19 protein-coding genes are annotated in these 23,120 nt (G+C 69.6%); 8 read left to right on the top strand and 11 right to left on the bottom strand.

The window, feature by feature from the left end; translation table 11 throughout:
- Nucleotides 1-367: 367 nt before the first annotated feature.
- The gene (locus AAEX60_RS01395; RefSeq protein ID WP_342100581.1) at nt 368-1,189 is read right to left on the bottom strand and encodes a PadR family transcriptional regulator; all 822 of its coding nucleotides are present in this window, start codon (nt 1,187-1,189) and stop codon (nt 368-370) included.
- 225 nt (nt 1,190-1,414) lie between these two features.
- On the opposite strand from AAEX60_RS01395, the gene AAEX60_RS01390 reads away from it, so the two are divergent.
- Both AAEX60_RS01390 and AAEX60_RS01385 read left to right on the top strand, forming a co-directional pair.
- Nucleotides 1,415-2,527, top strand: coding sequence for an SPFH domain-containing protein (locus AAEX60_RS01390; protein WP_342100580.1), 1,113 nt, complete (start codon nt 1,415-1,417; stop codon nt 2,525-2,527).
- Between the two features lie 140 nt (nt 2,528-2,667).
- The gene (locus AAEX60_RS01385) at nt 2,668-4,539 is read left to right on the top strand and encodes a Na+/H+ antiporter (RefSeq protein WP_342100579.1); all 1,872 of its coding nucleotides are present in this window, start codon (nt 2,668-2,670) and stop codon (nt 4,537-4,539) included.
- Between the two features lie 15 nt (nt 4,540-4,554).
- Here AAEX60_RS01385 and AAEX60_RS01380 read toward each other — a convergent pair whose 3' ends face one another.
- Nucleotides 4,555-4,989: a hypothetical protein gene (locus AAEX60_RS01380; RefSeq protein WP_342100578.1), complete on the bottom strand. Its 435-nt coding sequence runs from the start codon at nt 4,987-4,989 to the stop codon at nt 4,555-4,557.
- Nucleotides 4,990-5,173: 184 nt separating this feature from the next.
- On the opposite strand from AAEX60_RS01380, the gene AAEX60_RS01375 reads away from it, so the two are divergent.
- Nucleotides 5,174-5,371 (top strand): hypothetical protein, encoded by a 198-nt coding sequence (locus AAEX60_RS01375; protein WP_342100576.1) that lies wholly within the window; start codon nt 5,174-5,176, stop codon nt 5,369-5,371.
- On the opposite strand, the gene AAEX60_RS01370 is transcribed toward AAEX60_RS01375, so the two are convergent.
- Complete coding sequence (locus AAEX60_RS01370; RefSeq protein ID WP_342100574.1) at nt 5,340-6,167, bottom strand: hypothetical protein; 828 nt, start codon at nt 6,165-6,167, stop codon at nt 5,340-5,342. The genes AAEX60_RS01375 and AAEX60_RS01370 overlap by 32 nt on opposite strands.
- 548 nt (nt 6,168-6,715) lie before the next feature.
- On the opposite strand from AAEX60_RS01370, the gene AAEX60_RS01365 reads away from it, so the two are divergent.
- Together AAEX60_RS01365 and AAEX60_RS01360 are read left to right on the top strand one after the other, a co-directional pair.
- Nucleotides 6,716-8,989 carry a 6-phosphofructokinase gene (locus AAEX60_RS01365; protein ID WP_342100573.1) on the top strand — a complete coding sequence of 758 codons (2,274 nt, stop codon included), beginning with the start codon at nt 6,716-6,718 and terminating at the stop codon, nt 8,987-8,989.
- Nucleotides 8,990-9,188: 199 nt separating this feature from the next.
- Complete coding sequence (locus tag AAEX60_RS01360; protein ID WP_342100572.1) at nt 9,189-10,607, top strand: nitronate monooxygenase; 1,419 nt, start codon at nt 9,189-9,191, stop codon at nt 10,605-10,607.
- A 58-nt stretch (nt 10,608-10,665) separates the two neighbouring features.
- Here AAEX60_RS01360 and AAEX60_RS01355 read toward each other — a convergent pair whose 3' ends face one another.
- The 7 genes from AAEX60_RS01355 to AAEX60_RS01325 all read right to left on the bottom strand — a co-directional run bounded on the left by AAEX60_RS01355 (nt 10,666) and on the right by AAEX60_RS01325 (nt 18,577).
- Nucleotides 10,666-11,304, bottom strand: a complete 639-nt coding sequence (locus tag AAEX60_RS01355) for a hypothetical protein (protein ID WP_342100570.1) — start codon at nt 11,302-11,304, stop codon at nt 10,666-10,668.
- Nucleotides 11,305-11,739: 435 nt separating this feature from the next.
- Nucleotides 11,740-12,501: an iron ABC transporter ATP-binding protein gene (locus AAEX60_RS01350; protein WP_342100566.1), complete on the bottom strand. Its 762-nt coding sequence runs from the start codon at nt 12,499-12,501 to the stop codon at nt 11,740-11,742.
- Complete coding sequence (locus AAEX60_RS01345) at nt 12,498-13,529, bottom strand: iron chelate uptake ABC transporter family permease subunit (protein WP_342100563.1); 1,032 nt, start codon at nt 13,527-13,529, stop codon at nt 12,498-12,500. The genes AAEX60_RS01350 and AAEX60_RS01345 overlap by 4 nt, the downstream gene beginning before the upstream one ends.
- The gene (locus tag AAEX60_RS01340; protein ID WP_342100561.1) at nt 13,529-14,590 is read right to left on the bottom strand and encodes an ABC transporter permease; all 1,062 of its coding nucleotides are present in this window, start codon (nt 14,588-14,590) and stop codon (nt 13,529-13,531) included. The genes AAEX60_RS01345 and AAEX60_RS01340 overlap by 1 nt, the downstream gene beginning before the upstream one ends.
- On the bottom strand, nt 14,587-15,525 hold the full coding sequence (locus tag AAEX60_RS01335) for a siderophore ABC transporter substrate-binding protein (protein WP_342100559.1): 939 nt from the start codon (nt 15,523-15,525) through the stop codon (nt 14,587-14,589). The genes AAEX60_RS01340 and AAEX60_RS01335 overlap by 4 nt, the downstream gene beginning before the upstream one ends.
- Nucleotides 15,526-15,921: 396 nt before the next feature.
- On the bottom strand, nt 15,922-17,655 hold the full coding sequence (locus AAEX60_RS01330) for a CAP domain-containing protein (protein WP_342100557.1): 1,734 nt from the start codon (nt 17,653-17,655) through the stop codon (nt 15,922-15,924).
- A 199-nt stretch (nt 17,656-17,854) separates the two neighbouring features.
- Nucleotides 17,855-18,577 carry a hypothetical protein gene (locus tag AAEX60_RS01325; protein WP_342100555.1) on the bottom strand — a complete coding sequence of 241 codons (723 nt, stop codon included), beginning with the start codon at nt 18,575-18,577 and terminating at the stop codon, nt 17,855-17,857.
- Nucleotides 18,578-18,732: 155 nt separating this feature from the next.
- Between AAEX60_RS01325 and AAEX60_RS01320 the strand changes: the two genes are divergently transcribed.
- The 3 genes from AAEX60_RS01320 (at nt 18,733) to AAEX60_RS01310 (ending at nt 22,125) form a co-directional block, all read left to right on the top strand.
- The gene (locus AAEX60_RS01320) at nt 18,733-19,917 is read left to right on the top strand and encodes an ATP-binding protein (protein WP_342100553.1); all 1,185 of its coding nucleotides are present in this window, start codon (nt 18,733-18,735) and stop codon (nt 19,915-19,917) included.
- 181 nt (nt 19,918-20,098) lie between these two features.
- The gene (locus tag AAEX60_RS01315) at nt 20,099-21,571 is read left to right on the top strand and encodes an MFS transporter (RefSeq protein ID WP_342100550.1); all 1,473 of its coding nucleotides are present in this window, start codon (nt 20,099-20,101) and stop codon (nt 21,569-21,571) included.
- 17 nt (nt 21,572-21,588) lie between these two features.
- Complete coding sequence (locus tag AAEX60_RS01310) at nt 21,589-22,125, top strand: universal stress protein (protein WP_342100548.1); 537 nt, start codon at nt 21,589-21,591, stop codon at nt 22,123-22,125.
- 31 nt (nt 22,126-22,156) lie between these two features.
- Here AAEX60_RS01310 and AAEX60_RS01305 read toward each other — a convergent pair whose 3' ends face one another.
- Nucleotides 22,157-23,113, bottom strand: coding sequence for a 2-dehydropantoate 2-reductase (locus AAEX60_RS01305; RefSeq protein WP_342100546.1), 957 nt, complete (start codon nt 23,111-23,113; stop codon nt 22,157-22,159).
- Between the last annotated feature and the right edge of the window lie 7 nt (nt 23,114-23,120).

The raw sequence follows: 23,120 nt of genomic DNA, 5'->3' as shown, positions 1-23,120 counted from the left end.
CCCCCCCCCCCCCCCCCTCAGCACAGCCCCCTTGGTGGTGCATCCCCCTCCCCCCCCCCCCCAAGACTTTGGTGCTGCGAAGTTCGGCGTCCCAGGCTGGGCACGGACCAGCAGGTCCTCGATCGCGACGGGTGCCTCCGGCGTCGCGTCGGGGATGAAGGCGACCAAGTCGGGGCTGACCGCTGTGCAGTGGAGCCGATGTTCCGGTCAGGCCCAGCCGCTGCGTGGTGGGGCCAACACCCCAGTCAGGCCCGACCCCTGCGTGGTGGGGCCGACGCCCCCGTCGGGCCAGGCCCCGGCGTCGCGTCGGGGATGACGAGGCCCCAGTCGGGCCGACCCCTGTGCGATGAGCCGAAGCCCCGTCGGATCAGGCCTCGGCGTCGCCGGCCAGCAGCCGGTAGACGTCCTTGCGGGCCCGCTCCAGGATCTTGCGCGCGGCCTCCACCTGCTCCGCGTCGCCGGTGACCACCACCTGCTGCACCGCCATGCCCAGCTGGTGCATGTCACCGCGCACGTCCAGGAAGCCGCGATGCGGCTCGGCCACCTTGTCCCACGGGCTGGCCAGCTCCTCGGCGTGGTTGGCGACGTGGGTCCGGCCGGCCTCGGTGAGCCGGAAGACCTTCTTGCCGTCGGCCTCGGTGGGCTCAATCAGACCCTCGTCCTCCAGCAGCCCCAGGGCGGGGTAGATGGAGCCGGCGCTGGGCCGCCACAGGCCATTGGACTTCTCCGCGATGGCATTGATCAGGCCATAGCCGTTGAGCGGGGTCTCGGCCAGCAGCGCCAGGACGGCATTGCGCACGTCGCCCTTGCGGCCCCGGCCCGGGCCCCGACGGCCGCCTCCGCGCCCACCTCGGGGGCCGCGCCCCTCGGGCATCGGCATCCCGAAGCCGCCCATCGGGCCCTCCGGACCACCGAAACCGGGGCCCGCGAAGCCGGGGCCACCGAAGCCGGGACCAAAGCCCCGCCCGGGGCCCTCACCCCGGCCACGTCCCCGGCCAGCGCCGCGTCCGCGACCCTCGCCCGGGCCGAAGCCCTGATCGTCGGGCCGGCCATGCCCGTGGCCGGGGTGTCCTGCATCCCCAGCGGCCTGGGGGTGGCGCCCACCGCGGTGGGCATGGTGGCGGCCTCGGCCACCCTGCGGCCCCTGGGGGCCGAACTCGAACTCACTCTGGTTCATGAACTTCTTCATGGGTTTTCTCCTTGGGTGTCTGTGGGGGCGTGCCCTGCTGGCTCGCCCCGACGCATCCGGCTCGAATCCCGCGATGAGCTCTCGGTGCGTCGTCGATATATCGAAATCATAGCGACGAATATTCCGTCGGTCAATCCGCGACGAGAGCCGTCAGCCTCTGGACACCCGGATGCCACCACCGTCTGATATCCAGTCCCTGACCGATGGAGCCGAAGGAAGATTGCAATGACTACGTCGAATGACCCCAACTCGCCGCAGCCCCAGAACCCCTGGGGGCCACCCGGCGGCCAGCCGAACCAGCCCTGGCCCCCGCAGGGACACCCCGGCCAAGGACAGGCCGGCCCGGGGCAGCCGGGCGCGCATCCGGCTGCCCAGCCGTGGCCGCCGCAGCAGCCACCCCACCGTGCGGCGGGTGAACCGACGTCGGTGGGCGGCTCCCCCGCCGGCCGACCCGTCGGCGCCGCCGGCACCCGCGTGAGCGTGCAGGAGAAGCGAGCCTTCAGCGTGCCGGGCCTGCTGGCCCTGGTCCTCACCTTGGCGCTGCTGGTCTTCGGCGCCATGCTGGCGGCGGGCAGCGAGAGCGGCGGCGGCACCTTCCTGGGCATCCTGCTGATTGCCGCGGGCCTGCTGGCTGGCAGTTCGCTGACCATCGTGCAGCCCGGCCAGACCAAGGTGATCCAGTTCTTCGGCAACTACATCGGCACGCTGCGCAAGCCGGGCCTGCAGATGACGGTGCCGCTGACCGCCAAGCGCACCGTCTCGGTGAAGGTCAACAACTTCGAGACCCACGAGCTCAAGGTGAACGACGCCGACGGCAACCCGGTCAACATCGCCGCGATCATCGTCTGGCAGGTGGCCGACACCGCCAAGTCCGTCTTCGCGGTGGAGAACTACATGAACTTCGTCGCCGTGCAGTCCGAGTCGGCGCTGCGGCACGTCGCCTCCGTACACCCCTATGACAATGCCGATCCGGGGGTGGAGACCCTGCGCGGTTCCACCGACGTGATCGCCGGGGAGCTGGCGGCCGAGGTGGCCGAGCGGATCCAGATTGCCGGCCTGGAGGTGCTGGAGACCCGGATCGCGTCGCTGGCCTATGCGCCGGAGATCGCCCAGGCGATGCTGCAGCGCCAGCAGGCTTCGGCCGTGCTGGCCGCCCGGGAGAAGATCGTGCTGGGTGCGGTCTCCATGGTGCAGGATGCGCTGACCAAGCTGGAGGAGCAGCAGATCGTCACCCTGGACGATGACCGTCGGGCCCAGATGGTCTCGAACCTGCTGGTGATCCTGTGTTCTGATTCCCGCGCCACCCCAGTGCTGAATGCGGGTGCGATGCAGCAGTAGCCGCTCCACCGCCGGAATCACCCGACGAGAACAGATGCAGGACGGGGGTCCAACGCAACTATGGCGTCGGAGCCCCGTCCTGCATCTGTTTTGAGCAGAGCCAGGCGGCGCTGTCGGACCCATCCGGCAGAATCAGGCACATGGAACACCTCGTGCTGGGCGCCACCGCCTTCCTGGTCACCGTGCTGGCGGTCACGGCGCTCTGCCGTCGCTTCGGGCTGAACGCCCCCCTGGTGCTGATCGTGATCGGGTTGCTGGGTAGCTACCTGCCCTTCATCCACGAGCCGCAGCTCTCCCCCGAGGTGATCCTGATCGGCGCCCTGCCGCCGCTGCTCTATGCCTCGGCGGTGACCACCTCCCTGATGGACTTCCGGCGCAATGCCTCCGCGATTGGCTGGCTGAGCGTCGGGCTGGTGCTGTTCACCACGGCCGGGGTGGGGGCCGTGGTGCACCAACTGCTGGGGATCGGTTGGGCCGCTTCGTTGGCGATCGGCGCGGTGGTGGCTCCGCCCGACGCCGTGGCCGCGACGGCAGTGGCCCGGTCCATCGGCCTGCCCCGACGGGTGGTGTCTGTGCTGGAGGGCGAGAGCCTGGTCAACGACGCCACCGCCCTGGTCAGCCTGCGCACCGCGATCGCCGCGATGGGGGCGTCGGTGGCCGTCGGCAGCGTGCTGCTGGACTTCCTGCGGGCCGTCGTGGTGGCGATCGTGGTGGGCCTGGTGGTGGCCAAACTCGCCAACCTCTGCTTCAGGTGGACCGATGATGCCGCCACCTCCACCGCGCTCAGCCTGCTGGTGCCCTTCGTCGCCTATGTGCCCGCGGAGGAACTGCACGGCTCCGGCGTGCTCTCCGTGGTGGTGGCGGGGCTGATGATCGGCCATGCCTCGCCCGCCATCCAGTCCGGCCAGACCCGGCTGGCACAGCAGATCAACTGGCACACCGTGCAGTTCCTGCTGGAGAACGCCGTTTTCCTGCTGATCGGTCTGCAGGTGCGCAGCATCGTGAACAATGCCCGAGGCACGGACCTGACCGTGGGCCGCGTCCTGTTTGCCTGTCTGGCCACCCTGCTGACCGTGATGGTGCTGCGGGTGGTGTGGGTCTTGGGCACCCGGGTGCTGGTGCACATCGGCCCTACGCAGCAGACCACCCCCGCCAGGGAATCCGCGGTGATCTCCTGGGCGGGCATGCGCGGGGTGGTCACCCTGGCCGCGGCGCTGACCCTGCCGGAGCACACTCCCTACCGCTCGGTGCTGATCCTGATCGCGCTGGCGGCCACCATGGGTACCCTGCTGATCCAGGGCCTGACCCTGCCGATCATCGCGCGCAACATCGGGATCCACGGCCCGGACCCGCGGGAGGACACCCTGCAGGAGGCCACCATCTACCAGCACGCCGTCGCCGCCGGGCTGGAGCGCGTGCGGGCCGAAGCCGGCCCACATGACCAGGACACCATCCAGTTGCTGCAGGAGCAGGGCGAACGGCAGATCAACTCCATCTGGGAGCGGCTGGGCCGCCCGGAGGCAGACGTCGAGACCCCGTCGGAGACTTGGCGACGGCTGCGCACCGCGTCCATCGCCGCCGAGCGCGCCGAGGTGCTGCGGATGCGCGACGCCGGCCAGGCCGAGCACGAGGTGTTGGGCCGGGTGCTGAATGCGCTGGACATGGAGGAGGCGGCGATCCTGAGGCGCAGCGAGGCGGCAGAGCGGGTCCCCGGAACGCCCCTGCGCCCGGCCCTGCCCGATTCCCCCTGCCAACACCTGGCCGCTTCCCCGTGCACCGTCGAGCCCAGCACCGCCGGAGTGTGTGCCGCATGTGAAGCCGACGGGACGGACCCGGTGCACCTGCGGCTCTGCCTGACCTGTGGCCACGTCGGCTGCTGCGACTCCTCCGTGGGGATGCACGCCACCCGGCACTTCGAGGAGACCGGGCACCCGACGATGCGCTCGATCGAGCCGGGAGAGGCCTGGCGCTGGTGCTATGTCGACGAGGTGCTGGGCGGCGGCAGCGACTGAGTGCTGGCGTGTCACCTACTCCTGCAGGAATTCGTCGCTGACCAATTCTCCCGAGTCCAGGTCGAAGACCAGCCGATGGGCGTCGGTGGAGGTGCTGCTCTCCCGTTGACCGCTGGAGTCCTGGCGCAGCACCCAGCCGGTGTTCACCGTGGCGCGCACCTCCAGCTGGCCGTCATCCTCGGTCTCGGAGACGGCGATGGTGCGGGAATCGGCCTGCTCGATGGTGACCCCCTTGGTGACGAAGCCGTCCCGGGAAGGCTTCAGCGCCCGCGCCACCGCCGGCGACGCGCTACTCCCGGACACCCAGTAGGAGATGGCCTGCTGGTCGTAGCCGGCCAGCAGGTCCGCAGTGCTCGGCCGTTGCTGCCACGACGTGGCGACGGCACCCAGCCCGAAGCTGGCCATCAGGGCAAGCCCCAGCAGGATCACCACCACCTTGCGCCACTGCACCACTGAACCTCCCCATCCCTCCGGATCTAACCCGAGACTACCCAGCGGACCCCCGCCGGTGGATTCGCGGGCGGAGGTGACGACCGGGTGAATTCTGTGGCCAAACTCACCGACTAGTCATGATTGATACTTCTTTGGGTTACGTTCGTTCCAAGCAACGACACATCACGGAGTGGGAGTAGCCATGAGCAAGAACCTCGTCAACGGCCTGATCGCCGGCGTGATATCCGCGATCATCGCCTTCATCTGCTGGACCCAGCTGGCCGACGCCTCCTCCGGCACGGCCTCGGGGATCGCCGCCGCCTTCTTCGTCGGCACCACGATCATTGCCACCCTGGTCTCGGGGGCGATCACGAAGCAGGTTGCCCAGAAGCAGCGCTGACCAGGCTCCGCGCGGCCGCCTGCACCCCCGGGGTCCACTCCCGGTTGGTGCGGGTGATCGCGTTCCTCAACCCGGGCAGGGGCCACTGCTCGGGCAGCAGCTCTGCGGGGAGTTGGGGGGCCAGCAGCAGGCACTGGTAGCCGGCCCGCATGGCGGCCGCGTACCGCAGGATGTCTGGATCGAGCACGGATCGGGGCGCCTCGCCCAGGCCGGCCAGATGGTTGGTGGTGGTGACCACCCGTCGGGTCAGCAGGTCCAGCTCCCACAGCTGGGCCACCAGGCCGCGGGCGTCGGCGGCCGCCAGCTCAAGGCGGACCGGGAGCGCACCGGCCCCCTCGGGAGCCTCGGCCAGGTGGCCGAGCACTGCCTCGGCCGGTAGCAAGGGGTGCACCAGGAGCCCGGGACGCAGCAATCGGAAGCCCTGGGAGATGCCGGTGCGGCGGGCATGGTCCCGCCAGGCCCGCTGACTCTCCGGGGCGTGGAAGAGCACCCCGGAGAACTGACCGTCCCACGAGTCCACGGGCGGTGATTCGCCATGACCGAGCGCACGCAGCCGACCGAACTGCTCGGACACCGGCCCGGACAGCCGGTATCCGGTGGTCCTCCCCCGCCGCTCACCCCGCAGCACCCCGCGCTGCTGCAGCCGGGCCAGCAGGCTGCGCGACGCGGCGGGTGACTTCCCGAACAACCCCAGCAGCGCCACCAGACCCGGCCCCGGCAGTTCGGGCAGGGCAGTGATCCCGAAACAGAAAGCCACCAGCCCCGCGTCATTGTCCAGTTCCCGGAGTGCGCTCACGCCCCCAGCATTACAGGCTCGCCGGAGGCCGGTGCAGCCGATTCTGGAAAACGACCTCGAGATTCCAGCGGGCCCCGTCAGGTCAGCCGAACCAGGGCGAGGGGCCAGGATTCGGGGGTCGATTTCCAGAATTGGACGACGGACCAGGTTCTTGGGGGCTCCGAGGAGAGGCCTCGACAAGCTCGGCCACCATGGCTGGGTCCGGCTCGGCCGCCGTGGCGGGCAAGCCCGCCCACTGTGGTGGATCCGGGCCGGATTCTGGAAAGTGACCTCCAGAGTCCTTCTCCGTCCGCCTGTCAGGCGGGGCAGCGCGAGGGAGTCGGAATTCTGGAGGTCAATTCCCAGAACTGGACGAAGGACCCAGATCTCCGGCGCCCCCAAGGAGGGGCCTCGACAGGCTCGGCCACCGTGGCCTGGAGACCTGGGAGGGCCTCGACAGGCTCGGCCGCCGTGGTGAGCCATGCTTTCCCCGCCGTGATGGGTGAATTTCCGGGCAACTCCTTGCCCCGGCCATTCATCCGTCGCGCCGGTGCGGCAAGAATGGTGGGGTGAGCACCGAGCAGACCGTCCCCACCACGCCCGACGCCCCCGAGAGCGCCCCCGTGAAGCTGGGCATCCTGACCTCCGGCGGCGACGCCCAGGGCATGAATGCCGCCGTGCGCGCCGTGGTGCGCACCGCCATCCGGCTGGGCGCCCAGCCCTATGCCATCTTCGAGGGCTACCAGGGCATGATCGACGGCGGCGACGGGATCAAGGCCTTCGGCTGGGACGACGTCGGCAGCATCATGCACCGCGGCGGCACCTTGATCGGCACCTTCCGCAGCAAGGAGTTCCGGGAGCGGGACGGTCGGTTGAAGGCGGCGGCAAACCTCGTCGGGCACGGGATCGACCACCTCGTCGTGATCGGCGGCGACGGCTCCCTGTCCGGCCTGGACCTGTTCCGCCAGGAGTGGCCGGGCCTGCTGGCCGAGCTGGCCGAGAACGGCGTGATCACCCAGCAGGAGGCGGATCAGCACCCGTCGCTGATGATCGCCGGGCTGGTGGGCTCCATTGACAATGACCTGGTGGGCACGGACATGACCATCGGCGCGGACACCGCGCTGCACCGGATCGTCGACGCCATCGATGACCTGGCCAGCACCGCCGCCAGCCACCAGCGCTCCTTCGTGGTGGAGGTGATGGGCCGGCACTGCGGCTACCTGGCACTGATGGCCTCGGTGGCCGGCGGCTGTGACTACTGCCTGATCCCGGAGTACCCGCCCGCCGAGGGCTGGGAGGACCGGATGTGCGCCGAGCTGAAGCGGGGGCGCGACGCCGGCCGTCGGGACTCGATTGTGATTGTGGCCGAGGGCGCCAAGGACCGCGACGGCAACCCGATCACCAGCGAGTACGTGCGCCAGACCCTGGAGGACCGGCTGGGCGAGGACGCCCGGGTCACCATCCTGGGCCACGTGCAGCGCGGCGGCACGCCCAGCGCCTATGACCGGTGGGCCTCCACCTGGCTGGGCCACGAGGCCGCCAAGGAGGTGCTGGCCGCCACCCCGGACAGCCCCGGGAATGTGATGGCGCTGCGCGGCAACCGGGTGGTGGGGGTTGACCTGATGGAGGCCGTGAAGCAGACCCGTCGAGTACCGGAACTGATTGCGGACAAGAACTTCGACCAGGCGATGACGCTGCGCGGCGGCTCCTTCACCGAGATGCGCAAGATCTTCCTGGAGCTGGCCGAGCCCAGCCGGGTGAACCCGGATTCCAGCGCCAAGCGGATCGCGATTGTGCACGCCGGCGGCCTGGCCCCGGGCATGAACACCGCCGCCCGGGCCGCGGTCCGGCTGGGGATCAGCCGCGGCCACACCATGCTGGGCGTGCGCAATGGCTTCGTCGGGATGCGCGACGGGCAGATCGAGGAGCTCAGCTGGGACGACGTCGAGGGCTGGACCGGCGAGGGCGGCGCGGAGCTGGGCACCCGTCGCACCATCCCCCCGCTGGAGCACCTGTACGGGATCAGCCGATCGCTGGAGGACAATGACGTCGACGCGCTGCTGGTGATCGGCGGCTGGAATGCCTACCGGGCCGCCCACATGCTGCACACGGAGAAGGACCGCTACCCGGCCTTCAACATCCCGATCATCTGCGTGCCGGCCACCATCGACAACAATGTCCCCGGCTCGGAGCTGGCGATCGGCACGGACACCGCGCTGAACGTGATCGTCGAGGCGATCGACCGGATCAAGATGTCCGGCTCGGCCACCCGACGGGCCTTCGTGGTGGAGACCATGGGCCGCTACTGCGGCTACCTGGCGCTGATGAGCGGCATCTCCGCCGGCGCGGAGCGGGTCTACCTGCACGAGACCGGGATCAGCCTGGGTGACCTGTACCACGACATGGAGTGGCTGCGCGGCTCCTTCGAGGGCGGCCGACGGCTCTTCCTGGCGATCCGCAATGAGCGGGCCAGCGAGCACTATGACACCGAATTCCTGGCCAACCTGTTGGAGGAGGAGGGCAAGGACTCCTTCGACGTGCGGCACTCCATCCTGGGCCACGTCCAGCAGGGCGGCGCCCCCACCCCCTTCGACCGACTGCTGGCCACCCGGCTGGTCTCGCACGCCCTGGAACTGCTGGACCAGGGCTGGGCCAAGCGCCGCCCGCAGTCCTTCTACATCGGGCTGCAGGAGGGGGCGGTGGCCAAGCAGCCGCTGGCCCACATGATGGAGCACGTGGACCCGGTCTTCCGTCGCCCGCTGGAGCAGTGGTGGCTGGAGCTGCAGGAGGTCTTCGCCGACGTCGCCTACGAGCCGTCGACCCCCTCGCACACCTCTCTCTGACGCTCGATCACCCACTATCCGCCTGTCTTGGACATTCCCGAGACAGGCGGATAGTGCGTGATCGGCCGCCGTCAGTTGTGGGATTCCCACGCCCCAAACCCAAGCATGCTGTGAATCTGGGCGGGATGGTGCAGAAACGTTACGGTACCGTAGGTTACGCAGTCGTAACCTACGGACGCGTACCCACCGAGGAGTCCCGATGAGTGAACGCCCCCTTCCCACCATCATCCAGGGCGGCATGGGCATTGCCGTCTCCAGCTGGCGGCTGGCGCGCGAGGTCAGCCTGGCCGGCGAGCTGGGCGTGGTCTCGGGAACGGCCCTGGACGCGGTGCTGGCCCGCACGCTGCAGGACGGCGACCCGGGTGGGCACTACCGGCGCGCGCTGGCGCACTTCCCCAATCCGGAGGTGGCGCAGCGCATCCTGGACAAGTACTTCAAGCCCGAGGGCCGGCAGGGCGCCCCGTACCGGCCGCACGAGACCATCACGGTCAACCCCAAGCAGAACATCATCGACCTGTGCGTGGCCGCGAACTTCTGTGAGACCTGGCTGGCCAAGGAGGGCCACGACGGGCTGGTGGGGATCAACTTCCTGGAGAAGGTGCAGATGGCCACCCCCACCGCCGCGCTGGGCGCGGTGCTGGCCGGCGTCGACTATGTACTGATGGGCGCCGGCATCCCGCGCGAGATTCCGCAGCTGCTGCGCGACCTGTCCGCCGGGCGCCCCGGCGGTGTGCACGTCGACGTCGACGGCGGGCAGGCGCTGTGGGATGAGGTGGACCCGACGTCGGTGCTGGGCGGCCCGATGGAACCGCTGCCCACCCCGCGCTTCCTGGCGATCATCTCGGTGCACTCGCTGGCCAACTTCCTCAACCGCGACGAGAAGATCAAGCCCTTCGGCTTCGTCGTCGAGGGTCCGGTGGCCGGCGGTCACTCCGCGCCGCCGCGCGGCAGGATGAACCTGGACGAGCAGGGCGACCCGATCTACGGCGAGAAGGACGTGGCCGATCTGGTCAAGATGGCCGCCGTCGGCTCCCCCTTCTGGATGGCCGGCGCCTACTCCGAGCCGGAGCGGGTGCAGGAGGCGCTGGATGCGGGGGCGGTGGGCGTGCAGTGCGGCACCATCTTCGCCCTGGCCAAGGAGTCCGGCATGCGCGACGACCTGCGCCGCCAGATGCTGGACGACCTCTCCCGGGACCAGCTGGACGTGCGCAATGACCCCCGCGCCTCCCCCACCGGCTTCCCCTTCAAGATCGCCCAGGTGGCCGGCACGCTGTCCGACCCGGAGGTCTACCAGGCCCGCCCGCGGCTGTGCGACCTGTCCTACCTGCGCCAGCCCTACCAACGGGAGAACGGCAGCATCGGCTACCGGTGCGCCTCCGAGCCCGTCGACGCCTATCTCAAGAAGGGCGGCAGGGTCGAGGACACCGTGGGCCGCAAGTGCCTGTGCAACTGCCTGATGGCGAACATCGGCCTGGGCCAGGAGCGCAAGGACGGCTACACCGAGGATCCGGGGATCACCCTGGGCCAGGACGTCACCGGCGCCAAGCGGCTGCTGGAGCAGCACCCCGAGGGCTGGGGCGCCGCCGACGCAGTGGGCTTCCTGCTGGGCAAGGCATGAGCCGTCGATTCCGGCTTCTATGGCTGTCTCGGATTCTACCTAGAGGAAACCAGAAAGCTCAAGCGCTGCGATTGGCCAGTCGGTCCACGCCGAACAGCAGCAGCGTCGGCAGCAACACCATCACCGGGATGAAGGCGAAGCTCTGGGCCGCTCGGACGACGACGAACACCAGGGCCGGGTAGAGCAGCAGGACCACCGGGTAGGTGACCGTGCGCACCCGGCGCCTGGTGCCCGACTCCCCCAGCAGGACAATCAGCAACCAGGCCAACGGATGCAACAGGAGAAGCAGCGCCCCCAGCACCGCCGAGGTGCTGTTCACGGTCCAGCCGACGATCACCACGGCCGGCAGCGCCACCGCCGTCCACAGCAGTGATCCCAGTGTGCACAGGATGTAGGCACCGGAGTTGAGCGGGTGCGGCTCGGGCACCGGGAGGGTCGAACGGATGTGCAGCCAGTCCCCGACGACGAAGGCCACAGCCCCGGCCACGGCGAGGATCGTCGCGGCCTGCAGGGCAATCCCTGCCCGGGCAGGGTCACACCAGGAATAGGACTGGCAGGTGGTCGGGCTCCCCATCCACTCCGAATGAAAGAGGTATCCCAGCGCCAGCGACCCCAGCACCAGCACCGCGCCAGTTGCCCAGCAGGCGCGTGCGGCATTCCGCTGGCGACGGTGGGAGTTCACGGGGGTGACGGCCATGGGTGCCATGATGCACCCCCGCGGGCCACGGATTGGCAACTATCCCGAAATCTTGCGAATTCGCTAGAAAATGAGGTCGAGAGTCCAGACCAACAGGCAGGACCGGGCTCCTCCTTCTGGGGAAATCTTCACGGACTCCGCCAGCCGGGGCGGCCGCTTCGGCGCTCCGGTGATTCGGTCACTCGCCCAGTTGTCCCGATAGAGCGCATGCCACGGTCCACTGCCACTATGGCACTGGGGTGCGGCATGCGCTCTGTCGGGATAACTGGTCAGTCGACCAATAGGGTTGGGTGGCGCAATTGTGGGTGAATCTCCCGGAAGCACGCAGATTCTTCAGCTCTCTGGGTCAACGGCTAGATTGCCTAAGAGTCTGCCAGAGGGCGCTCTGGCCTCGCGCCGCGGCGGCTCTGCTGGCGAGCCCGAAGGCAGCGACCGTCAGCGGGCATAGTGCAGGGCGACCAGTTCCCCGTCGATCTCCCGGACCCGGATGGGCAGCCCGAAGACATCTTCGAGCAACTCGTCGCGCATGATCTCGGCGGGGCTGCCGGCCGCCACCACCCGCCCGTCGGCCATCACCACGATGTGGTCGGCGTAGACACTGGCGGCATTCAGGTCATGCAGCACCACGACGATCGACTTGCCCAGCTCATCGGCGGCCCGGCGCAGCTGGCGCATCATCCGCACCCCATGGCTCATGTCCAGGTTGTTCAGCGGCTCGTCCAGCAGGATGTGGTCCGTGTCCTGGGCCAGGACCATGGCGACGAAGGCGCGTTGGCGCTGGCCACCCGACAGTTCGTCGAGGAAGCGGCCGGCGAAGGGGGCCAGGTCCAGGTAGTCCATCGCGGCCTCGATCTGCTCCCGGTCCTCTTCGGTCAGCCGGCCCTTGGAGTGCGGGTAGCGGCCAAAGGCCACCAGGTCCCGCACCGTCAGCCGCACCGCCAGGTGGTTGTCCTGGCGCAGGATGGCGAGCGTCCGGGCCAGCTGGTCGCTGGGGGTGGTGGCGACGTCCAGGCCATCCACCAGCACCCGGCCGTAGGCGGGGGTGAGCAGCCGGGAGATCATCGCCAGCAGGGTGGACTTGCCGGCGCCATTGGGCCCCACCAGGGCGGTCACTCCCCCGGCGGGGATCTCGATGGTGACGTCGTCCACCACCACCGTGTCGCCGTACTTGGCCTGGAGGTGGTCGGTGATGATCATGCGGGCCTCCCGGCGCGGGTTGAACGAAGGAGCAGGAACAAGAAGGTGATGCCGCCGACGAATTCCACCACCATGGACAGCGAACCCTCGAAGCCGAGCACCCGCTCGAAGAGCACCTGCCCGCCCACCAGGGTGATCACCCCGGCCAGGGCGACGGCAGGGATGGTGGCGGCGTGCCGATGGTCCCCGATGGTGCGGTAGGTCAGGTGGGCCACCAGCAGCCCGAAGAACATCGTCGGGCCCACCAGGGCGGTGGCGGTGCCCACCAGCAGCGCCACGATCACCAGGTTCACCAGGCTGGCCCGGCGGTGGTTGACGCCCAGCCCGATGGCCACGTCGCGCCCCAGGGCGACGACGTCGAGCTCGCGCCGGGAGCGCCAGACCCAGGCCACCGCCAGGGCGACGATGACGGCGCTGACCCCCAGCAGCTGCGGATGGGAACCGGTGAAGTCGGCGAACATCCGGTCACTGAGCACCTGGAAGGCGTCGGGATCCAGCAGCCGCTGCATGAAGCTGGACAGGCCCCGGAAGAGTCCGCCCAACAGGACACCCACCAGCACCATCAGGGTGACCGAGCGGTTCAGCCTGACCAGCATCGCGGTGAACAACAGCAGCGCGAAGCCCACCATGGAGACCAGCACCACCAGGTACTGGGCCACCTCCCCCAACCCGATGGTCCCCAGGAAGAAGACCGACGCCGTCTGCAGGGCGACGTAGAGCGAGTCCAGCCCCATGATCGACGGGGTGAGGATCCGGTTGGCGGTGACGGTGTGGAAGAGCACGGTGGCCACGCCGATCGCCACCGCCACCACGCACATGGTGGCCAGGGTGACCAGGCGTCGCTCCACCAGGTAGGGGGAGGCAGGCAGCCGGTAGTAGAAGTAGCCGGCGCAGGCGGTCAGGGCGACGACGGCCAGGACGAGCAGCCGCCGGCCGGGGCGCGGCCCGGGACGCACGTCACGGGCGGCGGTGACGACGTCGCGTCCGGTGCGGGCGACCTCGGGCCAGTCCATGGACAGCTTGGGCATCAACGTCGCCCCCGCAGCAGGATCATCAGGAAGGCCAGGGCACCGACGATTCCCATCACGGTGCCGATCGGCATCTCGTAGGGGTGGATCAGCAGCCGGGCGGCCAGGTCACAGGCGACGACGAAGCCGGCGCCCAGCAGGGCCACCCAGGGCACGGCCCGGCGGCAGTTGTCGCCAATGGTGGCCCGCACGATGTTGGGCACCACCAGACCGAGGAAGGGCAGCCCGCCGACGGTGACCACCACCGTCGCGCTGACCACGGCAACCACCGCCATCCCGATCATCACGGTGCGGCGGTGGTCCAGCCCCAGGTTGGTGGTGAAGGCCTCACCCATCCCCGCGACGGTGAACCGGTCCGCCAGGAAGCCGGCCAGCAGGGTCAGGCCGCCGGCCACCCAGAGCAGCTCGTAGCGCCCGGCCAGCACGGCGGAGAAGTCACCCGTCGTCCAGGAGTTGAGGGACTGCAGCAGGTCGGTCCGGTAGGCGACGAAGGTCACCCCGGCGCTGACCACGCCGCCCAGCATCATCCCGACCAGTGGGGTGACCAGCATGTCGCGCAGCGGGATGTGGGACAGGATCCGCAGGAAGACGGCGGTGCCGATCAGGGCGGCCACGGCGCCGAAGCACATCTTGACGATCATCGGGGCGCCGGGCCAGCACAGGGCGCTGACCAGCAGCCCGGCGGTGGCGAACTCGATGGTGCCGGCGGTGGACGGCTCGACGAAGATGTTGCGGGTGAGCAGCTGCATGATCTGACCGCTGACGGCCAGCGCGCTGCCGGCCAGCAGCAGCGCCAGCGTGCGGGGCAGCCGGGAGTTGAGCAGCACATTGGCGTCCAGGTCCGCGACGCCCACCACCAGGGAGCCGAACGCCAGCAGGGCGACGACGGCCACCGCCGCCAGATAGGCCGCGCCGCGGGCCACCGATCCATGGCCGCCAGGAGCCCCGCGCATCCCGCGGGGGTCGGCGGCGGCGGACGCGGCATCGCCCGCCGCGGGGGTGACCGCGGCGGGCGATGTGCTGGCGTCGTGGGGGCGACGCCCCTGGAGGGTCAGGCTCATGCCAGGCCGGCCTTGAGTTCCTTGGCCATCTCCAGGGTGTTGTCCAGGCCGGAGCCCAGCAGGTACCAGCGGGCCCCGTTGAGGTAGGTGATCTTCTTGTTCTTGGCGGCATTGGTCTTGTTGACCAGCGCATTGTCCAGCAGCTTGGCGGCGCTGGTGCCCTGCCGGCCGATGGTGGCGTCGCGGTCAATCACGTAGAGCACGTCGGGATTGGTGGTGCTCAGGTACTCATGGCTCACGGCCTGGCCGTGGCTGTCCACCTTCAGGTCCGCGGCGGCGGGCTTGATGCCGTAGACGTCGTGGATGAAGCCGAACCGGCTGCCGGGGCCGAAGGCGGAGATCTTGCCGCCGCTGGTCAGGATGGTCAGGGCCTTGGCATCGCCCTTGCTGGCGGCCTGCTTGGTCTCGGTGATCGCCTTGTCCACGTCGGCCAGCTTCTGGGTCACCTCGGACTCCTTGCCGAAGATGGTGCCGACGTTCTTGGCCTGCTCCTTCATGGAGTCGACGTACTTGGTGTTGTCCACCGCCAGGTTGATGGTGGGGGCCACCTTGCTCAGCTCGTCGTACTTCTCCGCGGTGCGGCCGGCGATGATGATCAGCTCGGGCTCCAGACCGGCCACCTTCTCCAGGTCCGGCTCCTGCATGGTGCCGATGTCCTCGGTCTTCTTGAACTCGGACAGGAAGTCCGGCAGCGTCTTCGCGGGGACGCCGACAACCTTCTCACCCAGCCCCAGGGCCTTCATGGAGTCCAGGGTGGCGTAGTCCAGCACCACCACCTTGCCGGGGTTCTTGGTCACCTCGGTGCTGCCCTGGGTGTGCTTGATGGTCACCTTCTCCCCGTCCTTGGCGGCGGGGGTGGCGGAGGAGGTGGAGCCGCAGGCCACCAGTCCCAGGGTCAGGAAGCAGGCGATCAGGGCAAAGATCCGGCGCAACATGGCTTGTCCTAGCGTGTTCGTGTGAGTGGCAGCGGCGGTGGCCCCGCGACAGCGCCGGGGACACCCAGCCGCGGTTAGCTGAGGTTTACCTAACTAAGGACACCCTTACACACTACGTGGTGAATTGTCACGCCGTGACCATGTTTTAAGACACGTTGACGTCACCAAAACGTGGGGAGCGCCGACGCCTACCGCGCCGTGCGGGAACGGGCGATCCGCTGACCACCAGTCGTGCGCCGCATGTCCAGCGCCGGCACACGGTCCACGATCACCGCCTCCGCCCGGCAAACCCCTGTTCCAACGCCATCCCACGCGGATCGACAGTGGTCAGTGCTGTGCCCGGACACAGCGACGCGGGGCGAGCCGAAGCCCACCCCGCGTCCCACCGTCGTCGGGTCAGGAGACGGTGAAGGTCTTGCTCAGGGTGGCCGCCTCATGAGTGGCGGTCGCGGCCTGCTTCACCGTCACCGTGCAGGTCCCCTTGGCGCCGAAGACCATGGTGCCGGCGCCGAACTTGCAGACCCCGACTGCATTCATCGAGGCCGAGTAGCTGAAGGCGCCCGAGCCGGAGGTGCTGGTGGGGTTCAGCGGAACCGACTGCCCCACCGTGACACTGGTGGGCACATTCCAGGTGATGGCATTGGCCTTCAGCCCGCTGACCGCCCAGGACCGGGTGACCGGGGCGGCGGCATTGACCGTCGCGCTACCGGACTGGCTGGCCGTCACGGTGCAGGTGCCGCCGCTGAGGTACTTCACGGTGGTGCCGCTCACGGTGCACACCGACGGGGTGCCCGAGGCATAGCTGACCGCGAGCCCCGAGGAGGCGGTGGCCCCCAGGGTGCCCGAGGTGCCGGAGTCCACAGCCGCCGGCTGGGCCCAGGTGATCACATTGCTGGCCTTGCCCGCCTGGCCAACCAGGATGGTGCGGCTCTCGGACGTGGCGGCCCAGGTGGCGTCCCCAGCCTGCTTGGCGGTGATGGTGCAGGAGCCCTCGGCCAGGTAGCTCACCGTGGCGCCGGAGACGGTGCACACCGTCGGGGTGGACGACGAGTAGGTCACCGGCAGGCCCGAGGTGGACGTGGCCATCATCGTGGCCGTCTTGCCCGTCAGGCCGTCACCCGCCGGGGTCCACGCGAGGGTCTGCGGCGACTTGTCCTGGGTCTGGTCGAACAGCGTCGTGCGGTAGGTGTAGGCGGGCTGCTCCACACCACCCTTCTTCATGCCGCTGACGGTGATCACCAAGGTCTTGTCCGACGTGACATCGGCCGCGCTGATCCCGGGCTTGAAGCCGACGGCGGGCTTGCCGTAGCCGGCGGTGGGCCGGGTGACCTCCACGGGGACGGCCTTGCCGTCGCTGGTGATGCTGACGGTGGCCGACGACATGTCGGTGCTGGCATCGCTGGCGGAGACGGTCCAGATGTTGTTCTTGGGCACCAGCACCTTGGGCACGTAGCCGGCGTCGGGCCAGGACACGAAGGCGGGGGTGTTGGCCGGATTGGTGGCCGGGACGGACCCCTCCCACAGCTTCAGCGAGTTGCCCCGGGCGGTGAAGCCGCTACCCATGGTGGTGATCCGCGGGTCCAGGATCCAGCGCCGATGGCCGAGCGTGGTGTCATTGCCGGCGTCGTCGATGTAGCCGTTGATGGCCTTGGCGCCATTGGAGAAGCCCAGGGCAAGGTTGCCGGTGGCCGCCGCGCCGGCGCCGTCGGAGGTCCAGCACTTCCAGGTGTTGGGCGGATTGTGGCTCAGGGAGTTGTTGGCCTCCATCATCAGGGCGGCCTGCTGCGCCTTGGCAGACCAGGCGGCGTTGAAGCTGGCGGGAGCCAGGCCCACCATGGAGCGGTAGTAGTTGATGGTGGCCAGCGTCGCCGCCTGGGCATCCGCCGAAACCGTGCCGGGGGTGCAGCTGCTGACATTACCGGTCCAGCCGCCCGCCACCGCGGTGGCGGCCTCGTTGTAGGAACGGTAGGCGGCCAGCGCACCGGCGCGGGTGGAGTTGTCCACGGTTGGGTTGGCGGGCAGCGCGGCCTGCGCCAGCCCGGGGCCGGTCAGGGCGGCCAGCAACGGAGCGATCGCGACGGCGGCCAGCCCGGCTCGACGGGCAGTGGTGCGACGGGGGTTGATGGTCATGTCTTCTCCTGGGTTTCGCTGGCCACGCCCCCCGCCGCAGCCTCGATGAACGCCATCAAGAGAAGCAGAGAATGTGACGAAGATCACCATTTTCTGGACATTTGACCCATTCGCTAGCAGTGAACTGCCCACCCACAAGGGTGAACGCGGCGAGCGGCTTCCGGCGTCCCTCAGGCGGACCGGCCCGACGGCTGCCCGGTCAGGCCCGTCGCTGATCCAGCACGCTGGACCCCAACTGCCGGATGGCCAGCAGCGCCCCAACAGCGGGCAGCGCCCACGCCCCCAACCAACCGGCCATGCCCACCGCACCGGCCCAGCCGGCTCCCGCGTGGCGTTCGGCCAGCCCTCCGAGGGTGCGCATCCACGGCAGCGCCAACAGGGAGAGCAACGTCATACCGAAGACGGCCGCCAGCCGTCGTCGAGCCGGGAGCTCACCGCCCAGCCGGGCCGTCAGGGAGATCATCACCGCCAGCACCAGGGCGCAGGCGGTGAACGGCGCCAGGCTCCCCAGCACGGAGCTGGCCAGCACCCCGATCACATAGACCGGGAAGCCGAACAGGGCCGTGGTCAGCAGCCGTCGGGCCACCGGCCGGGTCCCGTGCAGCCGCATCTCCAGGTCCGGGTGGGCCCGGGCCAGCAGGCCGTCGGCCAGTGAGGCCAGCAGCAGCCCCACGCCGGCCAGCCACAGCAACTCGGTGCGGCGCAGCATGGCGGTCACCTGCTCCGGCGTGCAGGGGGTGGCCCAGCGCTCACAGGGGCGCGGCGCCGCGTTCAGGCCCGGCTCATAGCGGCTGGAGAACCACATGGCCGTGACCATGGCCAGGAGCGCCAGCGTGGTCAGCAGCGAACTCACCCAGCGCGGCAGGCGCCGTCCGTCGTCGCTTGTCATCGCAGGGGCGATTGAGCCAACCGGGGCGTCCATGGCACGGATCCTAACCGGGGGTTCGGCGTTTTGCTGAGCACTTTTCGTGGTTTCGCTGAGGACGGTTCGTGGATTCGCTGGCCCGGGCGACCCACCGATAGCGTCGACTAGCCATATCTGACAAGAACGCTAGAGATGCCCATACACTGCAAGCCATGGATCCGATCCGCAATCCCTATGCCCCCGGCGCCGGCCAGCGGCCGCCCGAGCTGGCCGGCCGCGACGAGCAGCTGCGCGCCTTCGACGTCGTGCTGGAACGGATCGCGCGCGGACGCCCGGAGCGCTCGATCATCCTCACCGGGCTGCGCGGCGTGGGAAAGACCGTCCTGCTCAATGCCCTGCGCAGCCAGGCCGTGCGGGCCAAGTGGGGCACCGGCAAGTTCGAGGCCCGGCCGGATCAGGGGATCCGACGCCCGCTGGGCGCGGCACTGCACATGGCCGTGCGGGAGCTCGGCCACCCCGACGCCGACGCGGTGCTGGGCACCATCAAGGCCTTCATCGAGCGCGACGCCAAGCCCGGCGCCAAGCTGAGCGAGAAGTGGAACCCGGGGATCATGGTGCCCGCCACCAAGGGGCGCGCGGACTCCGGCGACATCGAGATTGACCTGGTGGAGCTGTTCACCGACATCGGCGGGCTGGCGCAGGACCAAGGGGTGGGGATCGCGGTCTTCATCGACGAGATGCAGGACCTGCGCCCCGAGGACGTCTCCGCGATGTGCGCCGCGGTGCACGAGCTCAGCCAGCAGCGGCTCCCGCTGATCATCGTCGGGGCCGGGCTGCCGCACCTGCCGGCGGTGCTGTCCGCGTCGAAGAGCTATTCCGAGCGGCTCTTCCGCTACAACCGGATCGACCGGCTGGAGCGCACCGCCGCGGACCTGGCGCTGACCCTGCCGGCCGAGGACGAGGAGGCCGCCTTCGAGCCCGAGGCGCTGGACGAGATGTATGCCCTGACCGGCGGCTATCCCTACTTCATCCAGGCCTACGGCAAGGTGGTCTGGGATGTTGCGCCGGCCAGCCCGATCACCGTCGACGACGTGCGGGTGGCCACCCCGGAGGCGGAGGCGGAGCTGGCGGTGGGCTTCTTCGGCTCCCGCTTCGAGCGCGCCACCCCGGCCGAACGCGACTACCTGCGCGCCATGGCCGAGGCCTCCGACGGGGGTGACGACGCGGACCAGGTGCCCACCGCCAAGGTGGCCGAGGTGCTGGACCGCAAGGCCCAGAGCCTGTCGCCCGCCCGCGACGCGCTGATGAAGAAGGGTCTGATCTACGCCACCGAACGCGGCAAGGTGGCCTTCACCGTGCCCCACTTCGGGCGTTACCTGCGCAACCAGCAGGGCTGAGCTCTCGGGCATCACCCGCCCGTTCGCAGACCGCGGACGGGCGTCGTGCCACCGGCTCCGCTCACCGCGAAATTCACCATCAGGGCGTGGTCGTGGTCTTCCGACGCCTGCCGGCCGAGGGGTAATTTCCCCGGGACGCGGTGAGGCGGCGAGGCCTCGCCCTGACTGGAGGGGGTTGCCGATGAGTTCGGCAGCAGTTGACCAGGACAAGCCGATCCGCAGCTTGATCCCGGAGCGCATGGACAAGATGCCGTGGTCGAGGTTCCACTGGATGGTGATCTTCGGCCTGGGTACCGCCTGGATCCTCGACGGGCTGGAGATCCAGATCGTCGCCAATGCCGGCTTCGCCGAGACCTTCGGGATGAGCAGTGGCCAGGTGGGCATGACCGCCACCATCTACCTGATCGGCGAGGTGGTCGGCGCGCTGGTCTTCGGCCGCCTGACCGACACCATGGGCCGCAAGAAGATGTTCGTCACCACCCTGGCCGTGTACCTGATCGGCTCCGCGGCGGCGGCCTTCGCCCCCAACACCTACATCTTCTGGATCCTGCGCTTCATCGCCGGCATGGGCATCGGCGGCGAGTACTCCGCCATCAACTCGGCCATCGACGAGCTGATCCCCGGCAAGTTCCGCGGCCGGGTGGACCTGGCCATCAACGGCACCTACTGGTTTGGCGCCATGCTGGGCGCGCTGGTCAGCAACTACATGCTGGCCGAGGGCCGCTTCGCCCAGGACATGGGCTGGCGCCTGGCCTTCCTGGTGGGCCCCATCCTGGGCCTGAGCATCATCTACCTGCGTCGCCACATCCCGGAGAGCCCCCGCTGGCTGGTCACCCATGGCCGCGGCGAGGAGGCCGAGCGGATCGTCGTCGGCATCGAGGAGGAGGTGCAGGCGCAGGGCAAGCAGCTGCCCCAGCACGACGAGGCGGATGCCATGTGGATCAAGGCCCGCGAGGGGCTCAACCCCAAGCAGCTGGCCTGGGTCTTCTTCAAGCTCTACCCGACGCGCACCTTCCTGGGCCTGACACTGATGATCACCCAGAGCTTCCTCTACAACGCCATCTTCTTCACCAGCGCGATGGTGCTCACCAAGTTCCACGGCAAGACGGCCTCCGAGGCGGCGTTGTACTTCTTCGCCTTCGCCGCCGGCAACCTGATGGGTCCGCTGCTGCTGGGGCACTTCTTCGACACCGTGGGACGTCGCAAGATGATCGGCGGCTCCTACAGCCTGGCGGCGCTGATCCTGCTGGTCTCCGCCTGGATGTTCAACCAGGACATGCTGACCGCCACCACCCACACGCTGCTGTGGTGCGCCAGCTTCTTCTTCGCCTCCGCGGGCGCCTCGGCCGGCTACCTGACCGTCTCGGAGATCTTCCCGCTGGAGGTGCGTGGCCAGGCGATCAGCTACTTCTTCGCCGTCGCCCAGACGGTGGGTGCCTTCGGCCCGGCCATCTTCGGCTGGCTGGTGGGCGACGGCAGTGACCGCGGCCCGCTGTTCATCGGCTACGTGGCGGCCAGTCTGATCATGCTCTTCGGCGGCCTGGTGGCCTTCAAGTTCGGCGTCGACGCCGAGGGCAAGAGCCTGGAGGAGATCGCTCCGCCGCTGTCCAGCTACGACGAGCAGGGCAATGAGACCCTGCACATTCCCGTCTGAGTGCCAGGAGGAGGATCATGAGCGAGCAGTACACGATCGTCGTCGGGATCAACGGCAGCTCCCAGTCCGGCGACGCGCTGCGCTGGGCCGCCGAGCAGGCGGACCTGCGGGGCGGCCGGGTGGTTGCGCTGCGCACCTGGCGCACGGCCGCCCCCACCGCACCCCCGTCGGGGACCACGGCCGGGCGCGTGGGCAGCACCCAGCGCACCGAGGCGGAGGTTCGCGAATCCCTCGCCCGGGCCGTGGAGCGGGCGCTGGGCCCGGAACACGACGTCGAACTGCGGGTGGTCAAGGGCGGCCGGAAGAAGGCCTTCGTGGACGTCTCCCGGGAGGCGGACCTGATCGTCCTGGGCTCGCCGCGCAAGATGCAGTCGGGCCCGATGTTCGCCCACCGGCTGGTCTATGCCACCCACTGCCCCATCGTCGTGATGCCGCCGGAGCCCGTGGCGCATCCCACCACGGTGGAAAGGGCGGCCTCCGCCGCGGGACGACGGGTGGTGCGGGCGGCCGGAACCGCCGGGCGGCCGGGACTGCCCCCGCGCGGGCGCCGCTGATCCCCGGCCCGTGGCACCCGCTGGAGCGAGGTCAGGGCTGGCGTCGCTCCAGCAGGGCGTGGCCCAGGTCGAACAGCGGGGTGCGGACCCCCGCTTGCCGGCCCAGGCGGCGCACCCCGCCGACCAGCGGGTCCAGCTCACCCGGGATTCCGGCGGCCAGGTCCCGGTGCATGGAGGTGGTGGCCTCGGCGGGCATCCGGTCGGCGAAGGCCAGGGTCTGTTCGACGGCGTCGGCCAGCTCGACGCCCTGGGCCTGACCCACTGCGCGCACCTCGGCCATGATCGCGGCCAGGTTCTCCCGCAGGTCGGTGCGCTGCACCCCCAGCGGGGCCTGGGCCAGCGCCCCCAGCAGGCCGGTGGGCACGACGAACATCACCTTGTGCCACAGGTCCTGCCAGATGTCGTCGGGCACCGGGCTGGGGACCCCGGCCGTTTCGAGGGCCCGCCGGATCGCCGCCACTCGCCCGGTGGCGGCGTTGTCCCATTCGGCCAGCGTGATGGAGCCGGGCCCGCCCATGTGGTCGATCACGCCCGGTTGGGCAATCCGGGTGTAGACCCGGACGATGCCGGGCAGCACGTGCCCCCGGCCGAGCGCCTCGGCCACCCGCGAGGGGGCCTCCACCCCGTTCTGCAGGGTGACCACGGCGGTCTGTTCGCCCAGCAGGGGCACCAGGCCGGGCAGCACCTCGTCGAGCTGGGTGGCCTTGACGGCCAGCAGCACCAGGTCCACCGGGCCGATCCGGGCGGGGTCCTCGGTGACGTCGACGGGCAGTGTGCACTCGGTCTGGCCGGTGATCCGCAGGCCGTGTGCCCGCAACGCGTCGAGGTGTGCACCGCGGGCGGTGAAGTGCACCCGGTGGCCGGCCTGCTGCAGCAGGGCGCCGAAGTAGCCGCCCAGGGCGCCGGCGCCGATCACGGCCACCGACAGGGGCTCGCTGTTCGGGGCCTGGCTGTTCGGGGCCTCACTGTTCAGGGGCTGGTTGCTCACGGGCTTC

It is taken from the genome of Luteococcus sp. H101, assembly GCF_038433155.1.
GTDB lineage: Bacteria > Actinomycetota > Actinomycetes > Propionibacteriales > Propionibacteriaceae > Luteococcus.
Note: the sequence above shows the minus strand (reverse complement) of the source record. Positions and strands in the feature narration are given on the sequence as shown.

Excerpts from the sequence above, each read along its gene's own strand:
- AAEX60_RS01395 (WP_342100581.1), bottom strand. The coding sequence starts at position 1,189 with ATGAAGAAGTTCATGAACCAGAGTGAGTTCGAGTTCGGCCCCCAGGGG.
- AAEX60_RS01390 (WP_342100580.1), top strand. The coding sequence starts at position 1,415 with ATGACTACGTCGAATGACCCCAACTCGCCGCAGCCCCAGAACCCCTGG.
- AAEX60_RS01385 (WP_342100579.1), top strand. The coding sequence starts at position 2,668 with ATGGAACACCTCGTGCTGGGCGCCACCGCCTTCCTGGTCACCGTGCTG.
- AAEX60_RS01375 (WP_342100576.1), top strand. The coding sequence starts at position 5,174 with ATGAGCAAGAACCTCGTCAACGGCCTGATCGCCGGCGTGATATCCGCG.
- AAEX60_RS01360 (WP_342100572.1), top strand. The coding sequence starts at position 9,189 with ATGAGTGAACGCCCCCTTCCCACCATCATCCAGGGCGGCATGGGCATT.
- AAEX60_RS01355 (WP_342100570.1), bottom strand. The coding sequence starts at position 11,304 with ATGGCCGTCACCCCCGTGAACTCCCACCGTCGCCAGCGGAATGCCGCA.
- AAEX60_RS01350 (WP_342100566.1), bottom strand. The coding sequence starts at position 12,501 with ATGATCATCACCGACCACCTCCAGGCCAAGTACGGCGACACGGTGGTG.
- AAEX60_RS01345 (WP_342100563.1), bottom strand. The coding sequence starts at position 13,529 with ATGCCCAAGCTGTCCATGGACTGGCCCGAGGTCGCCCGCACCGGACGC.
- AAEX60_RS01340 (WP_342100561.1), bottom strand. The coding sequence starts at position 14,590 with ATGAGCCTGACCCTCCAGGGGCGTCGCCCCCACGACGCCAGCACATCG.
- AAEX60_RS01335 (WP_342100559.1), bottom strand. The coding sequence starts at position 15,525 with ATGTTGCGCCGGATCTTTGCCCTGATCGCCTGCTTCCTGACCCTGGGA.
- AAEX60_RS01330 (WP_342100557.1), bottom strand. The coding sequence starts at position 17,655 with ATGACCATCAACCCCCGTCGCACCACTGCCCGTCGAGCCGGGCTGGCC.
- AAEX60_RS01325 (WP_342100555.1), bottom strand. The coding sequence starts at position 18,577 with ATGGACGCCCCGGTTGGCTCAATCGCCCCTGCGATGACAAGCGACGAC.
- AAEX60_RS01320 (WP_342100553.1), top strand. The coding sequence starts at position 18,733 with ATGGATCCGATCCGCAATCCCTATGCCCCCGGCGCCGGCCAGCGGCCG.
- AAEX60_RS01315 (WP_342100550.1), top strand. The coding sequence starts at position 20,099 with ATGAGTTCGGCAGCAGTTGACCAGGACAAGCCGATCCGCAGCTTGATC.
- AAEX60_RS01310 (WP_342100548.1), top strand. The coding sequence starts at position 21,589 with ATGAGCGAGCAGTACACGATCGTCGTCGGGATCAACGGCAGCTCCCAG.